This window comes from Bacillus hominis (genome assembly GCF_018332515.1).
Taxonomy (GTDB): domain Bacteria; phylum Bacillota; class Bacilli; order Bacillales; family Bacillaceae_G; genus Bacillus_A; species Bacillus_A hominis.
The window spans coordinates 1-950 of record NZ_BOQD01000408.1; the positions used below are offsets into that span (position 1 = coordinate 1).

Sequence of the window (950 nt, forward strand, 5' to 3'; positions counted from 1 at the left end):
ACGGACAATGCCCCTGCCAAATTGACAGGAGCATTGCTTTTTCAAAACTTATTTACTTTTATATACTTGAATTAAAATTAATATGAAGTCCAGCCGCCGTCTACAGAAATCACTTGTCCGTTTACGAAACTAGCTTCGTCAGAGCCTAAGAAGATAGCCAGTTGCGCAACTTCTTCTGGTTGTCCAGCACGTGGATTAATTGCCATACCTAATGCTTGACGGCTCGCACCAAATTCGCTCACATTCGTCATTGTAGAAGCAATGTTTGTTATGACTGCTCCAGGAGCGATACCGTTACAACGGATGTTGTTGTTCGCATACATAAAGGCCGTGTTTTTTGTTAGGCCAACGACTGCATGTTTAGATGCTGTGTAAACAGCACCAGCACGTGCACCGTATAATCCACCTGCAGAAATATTATTGACGATCGTACCGTGTCCTTGTTCCAAGAATAGATTCACTGCAATACGCATGGTTTTCATTACAGATACTGTATTCACAGAGAAAACCTTTTCCCAGCGTTCGTCTGAAACTTCACCAACAGGCTCCATTCCATCCATGATACCTGCATTATTAACAAGAATATCTAATTTCCCGTAAGCTTGTTTTGTTTCATCGAAAAGGCGTTGAATATCTTCATCAGAGGTAACGTTTGTTTGAACAGCAATGGCCTCTGCACCTGTAGCTTTAATTCCTTGCACTACATGTTGAGCCCCTTCTAAGTTTAAGTCTGATACAACGATTTTTGCTCCTTCTTTTGCATAACCTTCTGCAATTGCTTTCCCCATGCCTGACGCAGCACCAGTGACAATTGCTACTTTACCTTCTAATCTCATCTGAAACGGCCCCCTTTGTCTTTTATTGCACAGTTGTTCAATAAAAATTATAATAATATAAAAGAGCGCTTACAATGAGCAAAAAAATGATAAATGTTCAATAATTAACACATC

At 40.3% G+C, this 950-nt stretch carries 1 protein-coding gene; it reads right to left on the bottom strand.

Annotation, left to right across the window (positions count from 1 at the left end):
• Positions 1 to 77: 77 nt before the first annotated feature.
• Positions 78 to 836 carry an SDR family oxidoreductase gene (locus tag KI356_RS25750; RefSeq protein ID WP_212936858.1) on the bottom strand — a complete coding sequence of 253 codons (759 nt, stop codon included), beginning with the start codon at positions 834 to 836 and terminating at the stop codon, positions 78 to 80.
• Positions 837 to 950: the final 114 nt, after the last annotated feature.

What these genes read in the sequence shown, in the direction of transcription:
- KI356_RS25750 (WP_212936858.1), bottom strand. Translation starts at nt 836, where the DNA reads ATGAGATTAGAAGGTAAAGTAGCAATTGTCACTGGTGCTGCGTCAGGC.